Below are 17,385 nucleotides of genomic sequence, written 5' to 3' on the forward strand. Positions count from 1 at the left end.
CTGAACAATTTTGACCATGGGTTTAGCACAGCAGTGAGGACAATCGTAACTCACACTAAGATAGCAGTTGAATCCTTAAGCTATTTCGAATATTACTAGGGGTAGTATGATAATGAAAAGCACACACAACTTATGGAAAAGAAAACCTTACTCACCCACTGCAGCGATGCGCCTGGGCTAATCTCTAAAATCACCAATATCTGTTACAAACACCAGCTTAATATTATTCACAACAATGAGTTTGTTGATAATGCTAGCGGCCACTTCTTTATGCGCACGGAACTAGAGGGATATTTTAACGACCAAACCTTTTTGGCCGATCTCGATCAAGCGCTGCCTGAAGGTACAAAGCGCAGACTGGTCAGTTCTGAGCGCAAACGCATTGTGATTCTTGTGACTAAAGAGTCCCACTGCTTAGGCGATATTTTAATGAAGACCTACGATGGTAGCCTTAATGTAGACATCGCTGCGGTTGTCGGAAACTACGATTCCTTACAGACCCTAACAGAGAAGTTTGATATCCCGTATCATCATGTCTCTCATGTTGATCTTTCTCGTGAAGAACACGAACAAAAAGTCATGGAAGCCATTGCACCTTACGCGCCCGATCTACTGGTGCTGGCCAAATACATGCGCGTACTGACCCCTAGTTTCGTTGAGCAATACCACCATAAAATTGTCAACATTCACCACAGCTTTTTGCCCGCATTCATTGGCGCTAAACCATATCAGCAAGCCTACGATCGCGGTGTGAAAATAATTGGTGCCACCGCGCACTATGTGACCAACGACCTAGATGAGGGTCCGATCATTAAGCAAGACGTTATTCCTGTTGATCACAATTTTAGTGCCAAAGATATGGCGCAAGCGGGTCGAGACGTCGAGAAAAACGTATTGAGTAAAGCGCTCAATAAAGTACTAAATGATCACGTATTTGTGTACGGCAATAAGACCGTCATTTTGTAAACAAAACCTGTAACGCTATAGCCCGTCGAGCCCATTAAGGTTTGGCGGGCTTTGTTTTATGGCGAGTTACTGGTTTTGCTCCGAATGGACAATAGACTTAAGCGAATGTGGATGCAGTTTAATGCACACACCGTTATGCTTAAACGCCACCGTCGGGTTTGCTAGACGCTCGCCTTCTCCTTTTGGACTGGATAACTTCACCGCGATGCCTAACGCGTCTAAACGGTCGCATTGCTGCGCAAAGTCAGGGTAACGATGCAATAACTCATCAAAAAACGCTTCAGCGCTTTCGGCCTCACTGGGTACGACAAATTCAACATGTTCCCAACCTTGGCTCGAATAGAACTTATCTCTGGCAGGGTATGGCAGCTCTAAACACTCTATCGAGCCATACGGCGTTGACAGTGGCTGGTCAAATTCGATCACGATGATCGGTCGGCCATTAATGTGTGCATTGGAAATCTGACGGCCCTTGCCTAGCCACAATTTGTGAGCGTGCTCGGCAACGTCTTTACTATTAATGCGCATCGCAATGTGGTCGGCTTGCAAACCCTTTAAATCCAGTTTCAGATTAGAGGCCAACGCCTCGATGTTGCGCCAAAATGTGGGTAGCTGCTCCATCATTTGTGGAGGCAATAATTGTTGCTGCTGTAAAAGCGACTGTGACACCATGTGCGTTACCCTTCCTTACGTGTGCGATCGTCGCCATGCTAACAATTTAAGCCTGCTTTTCCCATTTTTTCACGTCACGGCTTTTTAATCACAAATTAGACCGTAATTTCCTTAAATCCTCTCTATAAGCCATGCAAGAAAATTGGTATCATTACCGCCATTTTTGTGAACTTAAACAGCATATCCCAAGAGGTTGCTGTGATCCTTAGATTGAAGGAAACGCGAGTGAATATCCAAGCACTGATTAACGACAAAGTCTCTCAAGCACTAGAAGCCGCTGGCGCCCCAGCGGGCAGTCCTGCTGCTGTGCGACAATCTGCAAAGCCACAGTTTGGTGATTACCAAGCAAATGGCGTCATGGGCGTGGCCAAAAAGCTAGGCACTAACCCACGAGAATTTGCACAAAAAGTATTGGATAACCTTGATTTAGACGGTATAGCGAGCAAACTCGAAATCGCAGGTCCTGGATTTATTAATATTTTCCTAAGCCCAGAGTTTTTAGCGCATCAAGCTGACCTTGCTCTTGCCGACAGCCGTTTAGGTGTTGCCGCAGAAGCCCCAAAAACCATTGTTGCCGATTATTCAGCACCAAACGTAGCGAAAGAAATGCACGTTGGCCATCTGCGCTCAACCATTATTGGTGACGCGGTTGTTCGCACATTAGAGTTTCTAGGGCACAAGGTCGTTCGCGCTAACCACATCGGTGACTGGGGCACGCAATTTGGTATGCTGATTGCCAACCTTGAGCGTGTTCAGCAGGAGACCGGTGAAGTATCAATGAAGCTGTCGGATCTCGAAGGCTTTTACCGTGAGTCTAAGAAGCTTTATGACGAAGACGCCGCTTTTGCTGAAAAAGCTCGCGGCTATGTAGTTAAGTTGCAAGGTGGTGACGCTTACTGCAACGAAATGTGGAAAAAATTGGTTGATGTGACGATGGAAACCAACCAACACAACTACGATCGTTTAAACGTATCGCTTACCCGCGAAGATGTAATGGGTGAGAGTATGTATAACGATATGCTTCCCGGCGTAGTCGCAGACCTTAAAGCTCAAGGTCTTGCAAAAGAAGACGATGGCGCTCAAGTTGTATTCCTAGACGAATATAAAAATAAAGATGGCGAAGCCATGGGCGTGATCATCCAGAAGCGTGATGGCGGCTACCTATACACCACAACCGATATCGCATGTGCCAAATATCGTTACGAAACCCTTGGCGCAGATCGTGTGTTGTACTTCATTGATTCGCGTCAGCATCAGCACCTTATGCAAGCTTGGAGCATTGTGCGTAAAGCGGGTTATATTCCAGAAGAAGTGAGCCTTGAGCACCATGCGTTCGGCATGATGCTAGGCAAAGATGGCCGTCCATTTAAGACCCGTGCTGGTGGTACAGTGCGTCTCGCGGATCTTCTTGATGAAGCAGAAGAGCGTGCAGCAAAACTGATCGAGTCAAAGAACCCTGGTCTAGACGCCTCCGAAAAGACTACCATCGCCAATACAGTTGCAATGGCCGCGGTGAAATACGCTGACTTGTCTAAACACCGCACCACCGATTATGTGTTCGACTGGGACAACATGTTGGCCTTTGAAGGTAACACTGCGCCTTACATGCAGTACGCTTACACTCGTGTCGCGTCTATCTTTGCAAAAGCCGGCGTAAGCATGGACTCGCTTGAGGGCAATATTACGGTTAGCGATGACAAAGAGAAGGCACTTATCGCCAAACTGCTTCAGTTTGAAGAAGCAGTACAAGCCGTAGCCCGTGAAGGCCAACCGCACCTAATGTGTAGTTACTTATTTGAGCTAGCAGGACAGTTCTCAAGCTTCTACGAAGCATGTCCAATCTTGAAGTGTGAAGATGAAGTGATCAAACAGAGCCGCCTTAAACTTGCAGCTCTAACAGCGAAAACCATTAAGCAAGGTTTATCTCTGCTTGGCATCAACACTCTAGAGCGTATGTAACACGCAAACTTAGTACACAAAGGAGCTCATATGGGCTCCTTTTTTGATCTCTAAAACTAATGTTTTCTTACCGTTAAGAGCAGCAGACCTACCAGAAAAGTGTAAAATTTGTTAAGATGAAATCTACTTCAGGGCGGGGCGAAATTCCCCACCGGTGGTGATAGCGTTTCGCTTAAGCCCACGAGCGCTTTTTGGTCCTTCACTCCTTGAGCCAAAAAGGTCTAGCAGATTTGGTTAAATTCCAAAGCCGACGGTTACAGTCCGGATGAAAGAAGTAACAAATGCCAATTGGCGCACTGCACCTTTAGCTTGCTAAAGGTGCGTTGGTGCTTGTCACATGGTGTGATTTCTCATTTTTGCTTCGGTAAAAATGAGTGTTGGTGTTTGTCATTCTTATGCTCTGTTTACGTTATCTTACTTTTGTTTTTGGAGATCTTCGTGGCAGGAATATTATTAGTCATGTTTGCAGCAGCGCTTTGGGCGGCTGACACCCTTTTTCGTTACCCTCTGTTAGAGAACAACTCGACCCTTCAGATCGTGTTTTTTGAGCACCTTGTGCTAGTTGCTTTTATCGTTGTATTAGCCATGTCTAAACCCAACTGGCGCTTTCGATACATTAAAGGCACGGCGTTTGCGTTTTTATTAATTGGTCTTTTTGGCTCAGTAATTGGTACTTTAGCCTTCATCAAAGCCTTTAGCTTAATGAATCCAACCATTGTCATTTTGCTTCAAAAGCTCCAACCCATTATCGCCATTTCGTTGTCAGTGATATTACTTAAAGAGACAATCAGTAAGCATTTTATTGCCTGTGCTGTACTCAGTTTAAGTGGCAGTGTGTTAATGATTGCACCGGACATCGTCGCACTCTCCCATAGTGACAGTATGTGGTACTACAACCCTGCCATAACCGCAATTTTACTCGGCTATGGTTGTGCTCTGTTAGCAGTGTGCGCTTGGGGAGCGTCAACGGTGTATGGACGAAAACTGACGTTATCTGGTTACAACAGTGTGCAGATCATGACAGGTCGATTTGGACTTGCGTTTATCGCCCTCACCTTTTTGATGCTAATTAATGGGGAATCCTTCCAATTACACGCCGGTGATGAGCTCAATCTTGTGTATATGGTCTTGCTGTCAGGGTTGATTGGTATGTTTTTATATTACAAAGGATTAGAGCGTATCCCTGCGCGATTCGGTACGCTTGCTGAGTTGTTTTTTCCTGTCGCTGCGGTGGGATTAAACTGGTGGTTGCTCGACATATCCCTAACCGGATACCAGTTATCTGGCGCTGGGTTATTGATTGGTGGTACATTGCTATTGTCTCGTGATCCGGTACAGCAAACCAAGCAACCAGTATTAGCAACTGCCTAGTTAACGATGGCTCGTTAGGTGGGAAGCGCATACAGTAGGTGCGCTTTCATTCGCAACAAGGTACCCTTTTCCTTATTTGATGCACGAGGATGAACGATGAGTTTCGCACTCCACCCAAAATTACACCAAGACACCACGCTCTTAGGTGAGTTTCCACTCAGCTTGGCTTTGCTCATAAAAGATGATGCTGCCCCATGGGTCGTCCTGGTCCCTAAGCTCGATAATATTAAAGAGCTGCATCACCTCACGGTTCGCCAACAGCAGCAGTTACTATCAGAAGTGCAGACTGTATCGCAAACTCTGGAAGCTATTTTTCAACCCGATAAACTCAATATTGGCGCACTGGGTAACCTTGTTCCTCAATTTCACTTTCATGTGGTTGCTCGCTTTAATAACGACATAGCATGGCCTGGGCCTATTTGGGGAAACACCCAAGGACGTCAAAGAGACGAGGATAGTCAAAGTGAGATGGTGGACAAACTGACACATGCACTGAGTCGCTCTAATCAGTTTCGAGCCATTTAATACCAACCAAAGCAATTTCCTACTCAGTTAATGACTTCGATTGGTTTAACTTTGCTAGAACGACAGCGAATAAAAAGGCAGACTCAATAGAGTCTGCCTTTTTGATACTGCATCGCTTAATTAAACAATTGTCTGCATTGGGATCTGCTGGTCGTCCACTTTGCAGTACTCGACCTTAACGGTATTGCCCAATTTATTTGTAGTGAGCTTTCGCACAACCTTACCGCGCTTAATCCATGGAGTTAGCATCACTTCAACGCCGTCCTCACTCAACGAATATCGCTTGGCTAAGGTTTTTTGCTCTACACAACCCGACTCTTCGATACAGGCTTTGAGCTGATCTAGGATCATCCTACTTGTACCTCCAATACTTTCTGCTTACCGGCTTGACGCTTAAGAAGTCCATAGACAACTGCGCAAATGATACCGATGGCTCCAATCCATGCCATGCTTACCATTGGCTGCTGTGGAAGCAGCGCGACTTGGTTGTACAGTACTGCGCCAAAATAGGCCAAGGCAAAGGTCCACACCGCAATGAATCGAGCATACGCAGGGCCAAACTCGCGAGTGTAAGCCCCCATAGCCGCGACACAAGGCGTATACAATAATATGAATATTAGATATGACATTGCCGCAGCATTGGTGGCAAATAGTGCCTTAAGATTACCAAAGGTTGACGCATCAACACCCTGCTCTTCAGCTGCGGTATCGAAATCACCGACCTCACCAACACTCACACCAAGAGGGTCACTGAAGCTGATTCCAATCAAATTTTCAGGAATACTCATTACCGCTTCTTGAAGGCTCGCACCAAGATCAAACTCCGCTTCATCTTCACCTGTTTCTGGTGAGTACAAGCTGTTTAATGTGCCCACAACCGCTTCTTTGGCAAAAATACCGGTGATAATACCGACGGTTGCTGCCCAGTTCTCTTGTTGGATCCCCATAGGCTGAAACACTGGAGTCACAGTTTGCGCCACTTTCGACAGTACTGAGTGTTCGCTGTCTTGGTTGCCAAAGCTGCCATCAGTACCAATGGAGTTTAGGAAACTTAGAATGGTCACTACTACAACAATGGTTTTACCTGCGCCAAGCACAAATCGCTTCAACTTTTGCCACGTCTTAATCACCACGTTTTTAGCGGTCGGAAGTTCGTAATCAGGCATTTCCATGATCAAGCTATCGCTGCTGCCAGGATAAACGGTGTGTTTAAGCACAAGCCCGGTGAACACAGCCGCGACTATGCCAAGTAAATACAGGGCAAATACAAGGTTTTGACCACTTTCAGGAAAGAATGCAGCCGCAAACAGAGCGTATACCGGAAGACGTGCACCACATGACATAAACGGCGCCATTGACGCAGCGAGCTTACGCTCTCGCTCCTGATCCAGCGTACGGGTTGCCATGATAGAGGGAACATTACAGCCAAAGCCAAGTACTAAAGGTACAAACGCTTTACCTGGTAGTCCGATTTTTTGCATGACTTTGTCAAGTACAAACGCTGCACGAGACATATAACCACTGCTTTCGAGCATCGACAAAAAGAGGTATAGCGCTGCAATCACTGGAATAAAGGTCGCCACCGTTTGCACACCTGCGCCCACACCGTCGGCCAGCAAAGAGACCAACCACTGTGGCAACACACCGTCCAACATATGGTGCGTACCATCAACCAATATCGCGCCAACACCGATGTCAAAGAAGTCGATAAATGCACTACCGATGTTAATCGAGAACATAAACATCAGATACATCACTGCAAAAAAGAACGGGACACCCACGTACTTGTTCAGGATCACTGAATCTATGCGCTCGCTCATCGAGCGAGATAAGTGGCCTTGCTCGCGAGCGACCTTCTTGCATACCTGATTAATATGGGTGAACTTAACATTAGCCACCAACAAGTCGATATCAAGATTAAGCTCAATTTGTTCTTTTTCTACCACTGCCTTCACTGAGTCATCAACACCAGATAGCACCATTTGGTCAGCTTCCAATGCACGAATCGCTAACGCTCTTGACGTGGCTTTGCGCCCTTCAAATAGCCGCGACAAGCGAGTGATCGCATTTTCAAACGCTACTGGATACTCTAAATGTAGTGGCTTAACTTCGGTATGTTTGGCACTAGCAAAATGTTGTGCAAGCTGCTGCTTAAATTCGTTTACCTGATCCGACTTGTGCGCAGACAGCGCGAACACTGGGACGCCTAATTGCTCGGACAAATTTTTAATGTCTAATACATGACCTTGTGCTTGCAGAACATCGATTTTATTGAGCACTACTACCATTGGTCGACCTAGCTCACGCAGTTGCAGTGTCATATATAGGCTGCGCTCTAAGCTTGTCGCATCAACGATATTGATGATTAAGTCGGTCTCTAGGGTTATTACGGCTTTTGCTGCAATGGCTTCGTCGAGGCTGTTTACATCATTACCGCTATCTAACGAGTAAATACCGGGTAAGTCTGTAACATCAAACTGAGTGTCCGACGTCGAAAAGTGTCCTGTCTTTTTTTCAACAGTAACACCAGCCCAGTTACCAACGCGCTGCTTAGAACCCGTTAAGGCATTAAAAAGTGTTGTTTTGCCGCTGTTTGGGTTACCAACAGATAAGATTGAGTAAGCCATTATGCAACCTCGACTGAGATTTTTTGCGCAGTTTTTTTACGGATCGCGAGGGAAACGGTGCTTGCTTGAATTTGAAGAGGGTCACCAAATGGTGCGACACGTTGTAGCGTTACCTTTGAATTAGGGAGTACACCAAGCACCAGCAATTTCTTTCGATCCACTGAGTCGATATTATCTAGAGAGACGATGGTAGCTTGCTGTCCTACCTTAAGATCCGCCAATTTCATAACATGCCTTTGTAAATGAAAACAATTTGCATTTATAGTAACCAAATGTAAAAAAGGCATATTGACTTAGATCAATCTGGATAAATCCTAACCACAAAATTGATTATTAATTTTCCCAAAGCTCATGGTGTATCAATGTTTAGGCCAAAGCGTTTTGCCGTTTGACGATGTGTAATACCAGTCGAAGTCATTAACTGCTCAGAAAATTGCCCCGGAAAAATCGCTGATAACGAGCAAGAATGCTCAGGTAATTGCTTTGGTTGGTATTAATTGCGGGGGAGTCAATTTTAGTCACAATAGAGAAGCTCATGTTGAAGCTTCACTCAAATAAGAGATCAAAAAAAACGCTTAACTTATAATGAGTTAAGCGTTTTTTACTGCGCAGCGTTGATTGATATGCACGGAACGCCGTCTTAACTCATGAGATTACTTTGACAAACACTCGGTAAAACTGGCGCTGATTTGCTCCAGAAATACAAAGTAGGCGCCAGGTCCGGTTTCTACGGTTGTTGCCAATGGATCAAGGGTGCCTATTTCTACGTCACTGCCTCTGGTGACACTCTCTATCACCGCTGGAGTGAATTGTGGCTCTTGAAATACACAGGCAACAGGCTGCTCTTTTAGAGCCGTTCGTATTGTAATTAGAGTGCGCGCTCCAGGCTTTCTCTCTGGAGAGACGGTAAAGTGCCCCAGTTGATTGAGCCCAAAGTGGGATTCAAAATAGCCATACGCATCATGAAAAACGTAATAGCCTTCGCCTTTAACCGACATGAGTTCTTCCGCAATAGCTTGCTCAGTCTTTGTAAGTTGTATTTCAAACGCTTGTAGATTTTGAGCATACAGAGCTGCATTATCTTCATCAATGTCGGACAAACGCTGCGTTAGAGCTTGTGCAAATTGGCGCGTAGGATTGATGCCCAACCAAAAGTGAGCGTCGGTCGAACCATGATCATGGCCATCGTGGGCTTGCGCATCTTCGTATTCACGAAATTCAATCCCGTCTACTTTACTGATTTCAAAACTGTTACTTTTGCCTTTCATGATCGACGCAATGTAAGGTTCGAGATCATGACCAAACCACACCACCAAATCTGCAGAGTCTAATGTTCGCACATCGGACGGTTTAAGTGCGTAATCGTGTGGTGACGCATTCGCGCCTAACAAGGTTTGACTGTCTGCAACGCCATGAGTAATTTCAGCCACAATCAACTGAATCGGTTTTATACTGGATACCACTTGCACAGCCGCCACATTCATGGACAATAGTGCGGCTACGACAAAGACTATTTTTTTCAACATTTTGCTGGTCGCCCTTAATTAGATTGCGGTGATGGTACTCCATGTTGGCCTAAGTTCGCAAATGAGACTTATTCATGCCCCCATTGATAGAGTTACAGGACATTTCGGTACAGTTTGACTCTCTAACTGTACTCGACTCAATCTCTCTAACCATTACCCAAGGCCAGATTACAACTCTGGTTGGCCCAAATGGTGCGGGCAAGTCGACCCTAGTGAAAGTCATATTAGGGTTACTTAAACCTAACTCTGGACGTGTCATTAAGACTGAGAAATTACGGGTTGGGTACGTTCCGCAAAAACTGAGACTAAATGAAAGTTTGCCTCTAAACGTAAACAAGTTTCTAAAGTTGGCCGGTAAATACAGCGAGCAAGAACGATTGGAAGCATTGCGGTTAGTGGGCGCGGAACATTTGTCTAAGGCTAACCTTCACAGCCTATCCGGCGGAGAAACTCAGCGCGTACTGTTAGCTCGCGCCCTGTTACGTCGCCCACAATTGTTGGTGCTCGACGAGCCTGCACAAGGTGTTGATGTGCAAGGACAAATTGACTTGTACAACTTAATTGATCAAATCCGCCATCGCTTTGATTGCGCGATTTTGATGGTATCGCACGATTTACACTTGGTAATGGCCAAAACCGATCACGTGGTTTGCTTGCAACGCCATGTCTGTTGCTCTGGTACCCCTGAGGCTGTGACGTCACACCCATCCTACATCGAAATGTTTGGCCACGGTCACCACAATGCGCTGGCCTTTTACGAGCATAACCATCACCACCATCACGACCTGTCTGGTAACGCCGTAGAAGGCGACGGGCAGCAATGCGATCACCACCATCACGGACACAGTCATGATTGAATTTTTACTGCCCTCTTTGCTTGCCGGATTAGGCATTGCGATTATCGCAGGTCCATTAGGCTCTTTCGTGGTGTGGCGAAAAATGGCTTACTTTGGTGATACGCTCGCCCACGCGTCTTTACTTGGCATCGCACTTGGGTTTCTACTGCACATAAACCTATATTTGGCGCTTATTGTCACCTGCATCGCAATTGCACTGTTTTTGGTTACATTGCAAGAAAAAAGCCGCGTCTCCACCGATACCTTACTAGGAATATTGGCTCACAGCGCCCTATCACTTGGCTTAATCGCCATCAGTTTTTTGGACCACGTGCGCGTTGATTTAATGTCTTACTTATTTGGTGACTTGTTGGCTGTTAACTTCACTGATGTCGCCTTCATCTATGTCGGTGTCATAGTGGTGTTACTTACTCTATATCGATATTGGCATCCACTGTTGTCGAGTACAGTCAATGAAGAACTTGCCGCCATTGAAGGGGTAAACATTAAGGCAATGCGCTTACTAATAATGGTGCTTACCGGTGTGGTTATTGCCGTTGGGATGAAGTTTGTGGGTGCGTTAATTATCTCTTCATTGTTGATCATACCTGCAGCCACAGCGCATAAGTTCTCTCGCTCACCCGAGCAAATGGCCACCATCGCCACGCTTACCGGTATGCTGAGCGTTTTAGGAGGGTTGGCAATGTCTTGGAGCTACGATACTCCAGCAGGGCCATCGGTCGTGTGTAGCGCGTTGGTGCTGTTTATTATGGCGCAACTGTTTGCGAGACAACGAGCTTAACACGCAATAATCCATGCGCTACAGGTAACAACCGTCTTTACTTGTGGCGTTTGCACTAGTGCTACTCCCTGCTTGCGATTAATCCTATTAGCTCGCGTTCTTGAGCATCATTAATCGCGATGAAACTGTTTCATTTTCAACCTAATTCGCTCGACTCTATTCACGCTTATACACATTGGTACTCTGCCAAATCACATTGTTACATCGGCCTTTTATCCTAAACCCAGTGCTTCGTCTAACTTGAGTTTATTATTTCAATGACTTATGGATGGTTTACATGCGCGTTTCTTGTTTCGCTCGGCTGGCATTGTTGTCTCCAATGCTTTTTTTCACCCACTTCGTCTCAGCGGATGAAATGGTTCGCAACGGCAATTTCGACCAGCAGCTAGACGGCTGGTGGAGTGCAGGAGGTACAGTCACCGTTGCCGACCAATGGGCCTGTATGGAAATCCTGAACCCCGGTCCAAACCCATGGAGTGTGATACTTGGTCACGGCGGTATAGGATTAGAACAAGGTCAATCGTACGTCGTTTCATTTGACGCCTACGCCGATGTCGAAACCCAAGTGAAGACACTCATTCAACATGAAGGCCCACCCTACACCCATTACCTCATTGAAGATACGCCTATCGGCGCACAGAAGCAGTCATATCAGTACACATTTACTCACCAACTCGATAGTGATGCAGGTGGCGAGTTTCAATTTCAAATGGGGGCACAGCAGTCGGGCAACATCTGCTTTACCAACGTCTCTATTGATGGGAAACCCTATTTTGAAGTATCGAAAACGTCGTCCATTCGCACCAATCAGCTTGGCTTTTTACCTAAGGCTGACAAGTATGTCTTTGTGCAATCTGAGTCAACCGAACCACTGCGTTGGACCTTGGAAAATGCACAAGGCATCAATATTGATATGGGAAGGACGCTTCCTACAGGGCTCAATAAATCTTCTGGTGAAAACCTTCATCGCATCGACTTAACACGATACCAAGCAGAGCTCGATAAACTAGTCATTAAAGTAAACGACGAGACAAGCTTTCCGTTCTCAATTTCTTCTAACCTATACGCCTCGTTAAAAAAAGACGCTCTTTCCTACTTTTATCAAAATCGCAGCGGAATTGCGATCGAGGCTCCCTTTGTACAGCGCAGCGATCTCGCAAGACCTGCTGGCCACCCGCAAGATACCGCAACCTGCTTTGACAAGATTGACACTTGGGGAACGAAGTGGCCTGGGTGTGATTACACCGTTGATGCGACAGGAGGATGGTACGATGCTGGGGATCACGGCAAATACACCGTCAATAGCGGCATATCAACGTGGACATTGCTTAACCTATACGAGCGTGGGCTGTATATAGAAGGAGCGCAATCTCATTTCGATACTGCAAAAGACCTAAACCCTGAAGCGCAGCAAGGCGGCAACGCATTATTGGCAGAAGCAAAATGGAACATTGAGTTTATGCTAGCGATGCAAATCCCAGAGGGGGTTAAAGTCTCAGTGCCTCTTGGAATACAGCAGGAGGGCGAGCCTCTACAACTGACCCAAATTGATGCTTCGTATCTCGCGTTTCATAAAATAGCGGATGAAACTTGGACAGGCATGCCCTTGCCTCCTCATCTCGATACAGAAAAGCGCTACGTAGGACAACCTAGCACCGCAGCAACATTAAACTTATCTGCTGTTGCCGCTCAGTGTGCGCGAATTTGGCGAAACATTGACCCCGAGTTCTCGTCACGCTGTTTAAATGCAGCCCAGAGTGCTTGGGAGGCGGCCAATAGGCATTCTAACATATTCGCTTATGACAATTTTACTGGCTCTGGCCCATACAATGACAGTGCCTTAGAAGACGAGTTCTATTGGGCGGCGGCCGAACTTTATCTTACTACCGCAGATGATGGCTATTTAGCCTTCATTACACAATCTCCTGAGTATTTAGCGTCACCCATAGGCAATGAAGAGGCTGATGGCGACATCTTTTGGCAATACACGGCGCCGCTAGGCACGATCAGCTTGGCGGTTGTCGACAGTAATTTCTCTGCTAAACAGCAAGCTCGTGAGGCTATTGTAAAAACCTCGAGCCAATATCTTGCTCAGCAAATGAATGAAGGCTACAACATCCCTTATTCAGTAGCAGAGTACCCATGGGGGTCGAATTCTAACCTTGCCAACCGAGGGATCTTTTTGGTCTATGCACACGACTTTACCAACAACATCGAGTTCTTGAAAACTGCAGCCAATGCCATGGACTATTTGCTTGGCAGTAACCCCATGAATATTTCTTATGTAACCGGGTACGGAACGCGCGCCGCCAGTGAACCTCACCACCGATTTTGGGCAAACGCAGTCGATGAGAACTCACCTGCACCCGCACCAGGTGCGCTTATAGGTGGGCCTAACTCAGTCAGTTTTAGTGACCCTGTTGCTGCACCAATGAAAGGGCACTGTATAGGGCAGACCTGTTATAAAGACAAAATCAATGCTTGGACGCTCAACGAGATCACCATTAATTGGAATGCACCTTTGGTGTGGCTAAGTGCGGCGTTGGATGAAGGAAAACTCAACTAAACGTTATTAACGTTTCACTGGAAACAAAAAAACGGGGCTGATTTCTCAGCCCCGTTTCTATTTTCACTGTTAGGGTATTACCAACCAGTTACTTCACGAAGCGCACTGCCGATGTCTGCAAGACTTTTCACCGTCTTCACACCCGCGGCTTCTAGCGCTTGGAATTTATCTTCCGCAGTACCTTTACCACCAGAGATGATCGCACCTGCGTGACCCATACGCTTGCCTGGAGGGGCAGTGACGCCGGCAATGTAGGAAACCACTGGTTTAGTGACATTGTCTTTAATAAACGCTGCAGCTTCTTCTTCAGCGGTACCACCGATTTCACCGATCATGACAATCGCTTCAGTTTCAGGGTCTTCTTGGAACAACTTAAGAATGTCAATGAAGTTAGAACCAGGAATTGGGTCACCACCAATACCCACACACGACGACTGACCAAAGCCTTCGTCTGTGGTTTGCTTAACCGCTTCGTAGGTCAATGTACCTGAACGAGATACAATGCCTACGCGACCTTTCTTGTGAATGTGGCCTGGCATGATACCGATCTTACACTCGTCTGGCGTGATCACACCCGGACAGTTAGGACCAATCATCACAACGCCTGTCTCTTCAAGCTTCACTTTCACATCGATCATATCGATGGTTGGGATGCCTTCCGTAATGGTCACGATGAGTTTAATGCCCGCATCAATCGCTTCAAGAATGGCGTCTTTACAAAATGCGGCTGGCACATAGATAACCGTTGCTGTCGCGCCCGTCGTCTCAACCGCTTCACGCACTGTATTGAATACTGGTAGACCTAGGTGTGTTTGACCGCCTTTACCTGGAGAAACACCGCCGACCATTTGCGTACCGTATGCGATAGCTTGCTCCGAGTGGAACGTACCTTGGCCACCGGTAAAGCCCTGACAAATTACTTTGGTGTCTTTATTAATGAGTACAGACATTATTTGGCCTCCGCAGCAGCAACTACTTTTTGAGCCGCATCAGTCAAAGACTCTGCAGCAATGATATCAACGTCAGAATTAGCAAGAACTTGGCGACCAAGATCTGCGTTGGTGCCTTCTAGACGTACCACAACGGGCACGTTCACACCGACTTCTTTTACTGCGCCAATGATGCCTTCGGCAATCATGTCACAACGTACGATACCGCCAAAAATGTTCACCAAAACGGCTTTCACATTGTCGTCGGACAAGATGATCTTAAACGCTTCTGCTACACGTTCTTTGGTTGCGCCGCCACCAACGTCTAAGAAGTTAGCTGGCTTGCCACCGTGCAAGTTAACGATGTCCATGGTACCCATTGCTAGGCCCGCACCGTTCACCATACACCCTACAGTGCCATCAAGAGCAACGTAGTTAAGTTCCCATTGTGCGGCATGTGCTTCACGTTCATCTTCTTGTGATGGATCGTGCATTTCGCGCAGTTTAGGCTGACGGTACATGGCGTTTGAATCAATGTTGATCTTGCCATCAAGACAAAGTAGATCGCCTTCAGCAGTAACCACCAATGGGTTAATTTCTAGCAATGCGAGGTCGTATTGCTCAAACATGTTCGCCAGACCCATAAAGATTTTAACAAACTGTTTTATCTGGTCGCCTGTAAGGCCAAGTTTGAACGCGAGCTCACGGCCCTGGTAAGCCTGAGGGCCAACCAATGGATCAATCGCAGCTTTGTGGATAAGCTCAGGAGTTTCCTCAGCAACTTTTTCAATTTCAACGCCACCTTCTGTTGATGCCATGAACACGACTTTGCGCGTTGCACGGTCAACCACTGCACCTAGGTACAGCTCATTGGCGATGTTCGATGCTTCTTCAACCAAGATTTTAGTGACCGGTTGACCTGCCGCATCTGTTTGATAAGTCACTAGGTTTTTGCCTAGCCACTTTTGCGCAAACTCTTTTGCACCTTCTCTAGTGTCGTGTAGCTCCACACCGCCCGCTTTACCGCGGCCACCAGCGTGAACCTGACATTTCACGACTTTCTTAGCCGTACTAATACGACCCGCTGCTTCAAACGCTTCTTGCGCTGTTTCACATGCGTAGCCTTCTGGTACTGGCAATCCGAATTCTGCAAACAGCTGTTTGGCTTGGTATTCATGCAAATTCATGTGTTTATTCCGTAGTTATTATTGTCCATGGGCACCGTTGCATTGTGGGCCCTTACGTAGGAGTACTCTTGAGCTAAGCGGTACCGCTTATTCCGCAGGCCAAAAGGCAACCCATTTCCGTTGCCTGTAACCTTAAGAATTAAGTTGAGTGAGAGTGAGCACCCCTACCCAACTTAAATTTAGACCTTTAGTTTGAGACTCTAAACATCGAGAAGCAGACGAGCAGGATCTTCTAGAAGTTCTTTAATGGTGACCAAGAAGCCCACAGACTCTCGACCATCGATCAATCGGTGGTCATAAGACAGAGCTAGGTACATCATTGGTAGAATCTCAACTTTTCCATCCACTGCCATTGGGCGATCTTGGATCTTGTGCATACCCAAAATAGCCGCTTGCGGTGGGTTGATGATCGGCGTCGACATCAATGAGCCAAAGACACCACCATTGGTGATGGTAAAGTTACCCCCCATCAATTCGTCTACCGTCAATTTGCCATCACGACCTTTAATCGCAAGCTCCTTGATGCCTTTTTCGATGTCAGCAAAGCCTAAGGTATCACAGTCTTTCAAGACCGGGGTAACCAGACCACGTGGCGTAGAAACCGCCATACTGATGTCAAAATAGTTATGATAAACGATATCGGTGCCATCGATGGAAGCGTTCACTTCTGGATAGCGCTTCAATGCTTCTGTTACGGCTTTTACGTAGAAAGACATAAAGCCAAGACGAGTACCATGACGCTCTTCAAATTGATCTTTGTATTGCTTACGCAAATCCATGATTGGCTTCATATTCACTTCGTTGAACGTCGTCAACATAGCGGTGCTGTTTTTTGCTTCAAGCAGTCGGTTAGCGACGGTTTTACGAAGGCGAGTCATCGGCACGCGTTTTTGACTGCGAGCCGAGGCTAGCGCTTCGGCTTTTGCATCAGCTTGTGCAACTGGAGCCACTTTGGCATCCGCAATATGTTTCTCAACATCTTCGCGAGTAATACGGCCACCAACGCCGCTGCCATTGACATCTGCTGCCTTTAAGTCGTTTTCAGCAAGCAAACGGCGAACCGCTGGGCTAAGCGCATCGTTCGACTCTTCAGTAAGAGACGCTTTATGGCGCTTATCTGGCGATGCTTCGGTTGCTTGAGTCGAATCGTTGGTAGGTTCTCCAGCGACTGCGCCTGCTTTTAACTTGGCGATGAGTTGCTTAGAAAGTACCGTTGCACCTTCTTCTTCAATAATGGCTTCTAACACACCAGCTTCTGGCGCTGGTACTTCAAGTACCACTTTATCTGTTTCGATATCGACGATAACTTCGTCACGCTCTACAGCGTCGCCTGGCTGCTTATGCCAGGTCGCTACGGTGGCGTCCGCAACAGATTCAGGTAAATCAGGAACCAGAATTTCAATTGTCATAATGTGGGTT

Annotated in this window: 15 protein-coding genes and 1 riboswitch; of the genes, 7 read left to right on the forward strand and 8 right to left on the reverse strand. The window is 46.6% G+C overall.

The features are described 5' to 3' along the window. The first annotated feature begins 132 nt into the window (after positions 1–132). Complete coding sequence (purU, locus tag ST37_RS10975; protein WP_084886185.1) at positions 133–966, forward strand: formyltetrahydrofolate deformylase; 834 nt, start codon at positions 133–135, stop codon at positions 964–966. Between the two features lie 66 nt (positions 967–1,032). On the opposite strand, the gene ST37_RS10980 is transcribed toward purU, so the two are convergent. Further along, on the reverse strand, positions 1,033–1,638 hold the full coding sequence (locus ST37_RS10980; RefSeq protein WP_084886186.1) for a VOC family protein: 606 nt from the start codon (positions 1,636–1,638) through the stop codon (positions 1,033–1,035). A gap of 225 nt (positions 1,639–1,863) precedes the next feature. On the opposite strand from ST37_RS10980, the gene argS reads away from it, so the two are divergent. The 3 genes from argS to ST37_RS10995 all read left to right on the forward strand — a co-directional run bounded on the left by argS (position 1,864) and on the right by ST37_RS10995 (position 5,493). Then, positions 1,864–3,597 (forward strand): arginine--tRNA ligase, encoded by a 1,734-nt coding sequence (gene argS / locus ST37_RS10985; RefSeq protein WP_084886188.1) that lies wholly within the window; start codon positions 1,864–1,866, stop codon positions 3,595–3,597. A gap of 120 nt (positions 3,598–3,717) precedes the next feature. Continuing rightward, a riboswitch (FMN riboswitch) is annotated at positions 3,718–3,878 on the forward strand. 157 nt (positions 3,879–4,035) lie between these two features. Next, positions 4,036–4,968 carry a DMT family transporter gene (locus ST37_RS10990; RefSeq protein ID WP_084886190.1) on the forward strand — a complete coding sequence of 311 codons (933 nt, stop codon included), beginning with the start codon at positions 4,036–4,038 and terminating at the stop codon, positions 4,966–4,968. 96 nt (positions 4,969–5,064) lie between these two features. Next, positions 5,065–5,493: an HIT family protein gene (locus ST37_RS10995; RefSeq protein WP_084886192.1), complete on the forward strand. Its 429-nt coding sequence runs from the start codon at positions 5,065–5,067 to the stop codon at positions 5,491–5,493. Positions 5,494–5,613: 120 nt separating this feature from the next. Here the strand turns inward: ST37_RS10995 and ST37_RS11000 are convergent, their stop codons facing one another. From ST37_RS11000 to znuA, 4 genes are all read right to left on the reverse strand, one after another. Then, positions 5,614–5,844 (reverse strand): FeoC-like transcriptional regulator, encoded by a 231-nt coding sequence (locus ST37_RS11000; protein WP_084886193.1) that lies wholly within the window; start codon positions 5,842–5,844, stop codon positions 5,614–5,616. Next, positions 5,841–8,120, reverse strand: a complete 2,280-nt coding sequence (feoB, locus tag ST37_RS11005) for a Fe(2+) transporter permease subunit FeoB (protein WP_084886195.1) — start codon at positions 8,118–8,120, stop codon at positions 5,841–5,843. Before feoB ends, ST37_RS11000 begins: the two co-directional genes overlap by 4 nt. Then, positions 8,120–8,347, reverse strand: a complete 228-nt coding sequence (locus ST37_RS11010) for a ferrous iron transport protein A (RefSeq protein ID WP_084886196.1) — start codon at positions 8,345–8,347, stop codon at positions 8,120–8,122. The genes feoB and ST37_RS11010 overlap by 1 nt, the downstream gene beginning before the upstream one ends. Before the next feature lie 426 nt (positions 8,348–8,773). Further along, the gene (gene znuA, locus ST37_RS11015; RefSeq protein ID WP_084886198.1) at positions 8,774–9,646 is read right to left on the reverse strand and encodes a zinc ABC transporter substrate-binding protein ZnuA; all 873 of its coding nucleotides are present in this window, start codon (positions 9,644–9,646) and stop codon (positions 8,774–8,776) included. Between the two features lie 74 nt (positions 9,647–9,720). On the opposite strand from znuA, the gene znuC reads away from it, so the two are divergent. The 3 genes from znuC (at position 9,721) to ST37_RS11030 (ending at position 13,850) form a co-directional block, all read left to right on the forward strand. Further along, the gene (znuC, locus tag ST37_RS11020; protein ID WP_084886199.1) at positions 9,721–10,503 is read left to right on the forward strand and encodes a zinc ABC transporter ATP-binding protein ZnuC; all 783 of its coding nucleotides are present in this window, start codon (positions 9,721–9,723) and stop codon (positions 10,501–10,503) included. Next, a complete protein-coding gene (gene znuB, locus ST37_RS11025) occupies positions 10,496–11,284 on the forward strand; it encodes a zinc ABC transporter permease subunit ZnuB (protein ID WP_084886201.1) in 789 nt (262 codons plus the stop codon). Before znuC ends, znuB begins: the two co-directional genes overlap by 8 nt. 319 nt (positions 11,285–11,603) lie before the next feature. Further along, positions 11,604–13,850, forward strand: coding sequence for a glycoside hydrolase family 9 protein (locus tag ST37_RS11030; RefSeq protein WP_197687469.1), 2,247 nt, complete (start codon positions 11,604–11,606; stop codon positions 13,848–13,850). A gap of 77 nt (positions 13,851–13,927) precedes the next feature. Here ST37_RS11030 and sucD read toward each other — a convergent pair whose 3' ends face one another. The 3 genes from sucD to odhB all read right to left on the reverse strand — a co-directional run bounded on the left by sucD (position 13,928) and on the right by odhB (position 17,375). Next, positions 13,928–14,800, reverse strand: a complete 873-nt coding sequence (gene sucD / locus ST37_RS11035; protein ID WP_084886203.1) for a succinate--CoA ligase subunit alpha — start codon at positions 14,798–14,800, stop codon at positions 13,928–13,930. Further along, positions 14,800–15,966, reverse strand: a complete 1,167-nt coding sequence (gene sucC, locus ST37_RS11040; RefSeq protein WP_084886204.1) for an ADP-forming succinate--CoA ligase subunit beta — start codon at positions 15,964–15,966, stop codon at positions 14,800–14,802. The genes sucD and sucC overlap by 1 nt, the downstream gene beginning before the upstream one ends. A 200-nt stretch (positions 15,967–16,166) precedes the next feature. Further along, positions 16,167–17,375, reverse strand: a complete 1,209-nt coding sequence (gene odhB / locus ST37_RS11045; RefSeq protein WP_084886206.1) for a 2-oxoglutarate dehydrogenase complex dihydrolipoyllysine-residue succinyltransferase — start codon at positions 17,373–17,375, stop codon at positions 16,167–16,169. Positions 17,376–17,385: the final 10 nt, after the last annotated feature.

Origin of the sequence: Vibrio sp. qd031, assembly GCF_002100145.1 — a bacterium.
Lineage (GTDB): Bacteria > Pseudomonadota > Gammaproteobacteria > Enterobacterales > Vibrionaceae > Vibrio.

Excerpts from the sequence above, each read along its gene's own strand:
- purU (WP_084886185.1), top strand. The coding sequence starts at position 133 with ATGGAAAAGAAAACCTTACTCACCCACTGCAGCGATGCGCCTGGGCTA.
- ST37_RS10980 (WP_084886186.1), bottom strand. The coding sequence starts at position 1,638 with ATGGTGTCACAGTCGCTTTTACAGCAGCAACAATTATTGCCTCCACAA.
- ST37_RS10995 (WP_084886192.1), top strand. The coding sequence starts at position 5,065 with ATGAGTTTCGCACTCCACCCAAAATTACACCAAGACACCACGCTCTTA.
- ST37_RS11000 (WP_084886193.1), bottom strand. The coding sequence starts at position 5,844 with ATGATCCTAGATCAGCTCAAAGCCTGTATCGAAGAGTCGGGTTGTGTA.
- feoB (WP_084886195.1), bottom strand. The coding sequence starts at position 8,120 with ATGGCTTACTCAATCTTATCTGTTGGTAACCCAAACAGCGGCAAAACA.
- ST37_RS11010 (WP_084886196.1), bottom strand. The coding sequence starts at position 8,347 with ATGAAATTGGCGGATCTTAAGGTAGGACAGCAAGCTACCATCGTCTCT.
- znuA (WP_084886198.1), bottom strand. The coding sequence starts at position 9,646 with ATGTTGAAAAAAATAGTCTTTGTCGTAGCCGCACTATTGTCCATGAAT.
- znuC (WP_084886199.1), top strand. The coding sequence starts at position 9,721 with ATGCCCCCATTGATAGAGTTACAGGACATTTCGGTACAGTTTGACTCT.
- znuB (WP_084886201.1), top strand. The coding sequence starts at position 10,496 with ATGATTGAATTTTTACTGCCCTCTTTGCTTGCCGGATTAGGCATTGCG.
- ST37_RS11030 (WP_197687469.1), top strand. The coding sequence starts at position 11,604 with ATGCTTTTTTTCACCCACTTCGTCTCAGCGGATGAAATGGTTCGCAAC.
- sucD (WP_084886203.1), bottom strand. The coding sequence starts at position 14,800 with ATGTCTGTACTCATTAATAAAGACACCAAAGTAATTTGTCAGGGCTTT.
- sucC (WP_084886204.1), bottom strand. The coding sequence starts at position 15,966 with ATGAATTTGCATGAATACCAAGCCAAACAGCTGTTTGCAGAATTCGGA.
- odhB (WP_084886206.1), bottom strand. The coding sequence starts at position 17,375 with ATGACAATTGAAATTCTGGTTCCTGATTTACCTGAATCTGTTGCGGAC.